General features: G+C 68.0%; 1 protein-coding gene. It reads right to left on the bottom strand.

Annotation, left to right across the window (positions count from 1 at the left end; translation table 11 throughout):
• A partial coding sequence (locus tag AB0M20_RS44365; protein WP_364307591.1) for a HAMP domain-containing protein occupies positions 1-1,250 on the bottom strand: 1,250 nt, incomplete at both ends.

The raw sequence follows: 1,250 nt of genomic DNA, 5'->3' as shown, positions 1-1,250 counted from the left end.
CAGGTTCTTGTCCGGGTTGTCGGCCAGCAACCGGGCCAGCAGCAGCAGCGAGTTCAGCGGCGTACGCAGCTCGTGGCTCATGTTGGCCTGGAACTCGGTCTTGTACGCCGACGTGCGGCTGAGCTGCTGCGCCTTCTCCTCGAGCCCGAGCCGCGCCAGCTCGATCTCGCGGTTCTTCTGCTCGATGTTGGCCTTCTGCTCACCGAGCAGCTGCGCCGTGTCCTCGAGCTCGGCGTTCTTGCGCTGCAGCTCGGCCGACTGGTCCTGCATCTCGCGGGCCAGGCGCTGCGACTGGGACAGCAGCTCCTCGGTGCGGCGGTTGGCCTGGATCGTGTTGAGGGCGACCCCGATCGCGGCGACCAGGCGCTCGAGGAAGGTCAGGTGCAGACCGGAGAAGGTGGCCACCGAGGCGAACTCGATCACGCCGAGCATCTCGCCCTCGAAGAGCACCGGCAGCACCACCAGATCGCTCGGCGGCATCGACATCAGCCCGGACCGCATGGTGAGCACGCCGTCGTGCGTGGCGCGTACCCGGATCGTGCGCCGGCTGACCGCGGCCTGGCCCACCAGTCCCTCGCCCGGCCCGAAGGTGACCTCGTTGTTCCTGGCCACGTAGCCGTACGACGCGGACAGCCGCAGGCGCATCACGGCCTGCTCGTTGTCCACCATGAAGAACGCGCCGAGCTGCGCGTCGACCAGCGGCGTCACCTCGGTCATGATCATGCGGCAGACCTCGCCGAGGTCCCGCTGGCCCTGCAGCAGGCCACCGATCCGGGCCAGGTTCGAGTCCAGCCAGCCCTGCTCGGCGTTCGTCTTGGTGGTGTCGCGCAGCGTGACGATCATCTGGTTGATGTTGTCCTTCAGCTCCGCGACCTCGCCCTGCGCGTCGACCGCGATGCTCTGGGTCAGGTCGCCGCGGGTCACGGCGGTGGACACCTCGGCGATGGCGCGGAGCTGGATGGTCAGCGTGGTGGCGAGCTGGTTCACGTTGTCGGTGAGGTCCTGCCACGTACCCGAAACGCCCTTGACCTGGGCCTGACCGCCCAGCTTGCCCTCGATGCCCACCTCGCGGCCGACGCGGGTGACCTCGGTGGCGAAGGATGAGAGCTGGTCGACCATCGTGTTGACCGTCGACTTGAGCTCGAGGATCTCACCGCGGGCGTCGACCGTGATCTTCTGCGACAGGTCACCCTTGGCCACCGCCGTCGTCACCGAGGCGATGTTGCGGACCTGGCTGGTCAGGTTCGTCG

It is taken from the genome of Actinoplanes sp. NPDC051633, from assembly GCF_040681735.1.
GTDB lineage: Bacteria > Actinomycetota > Actinomycetes > Mycobacteriales > Micromonosporaceae > Actinoplanes.
This window is presented reverse-complemented; position numbering and strand designations above follow the sequence as displayed.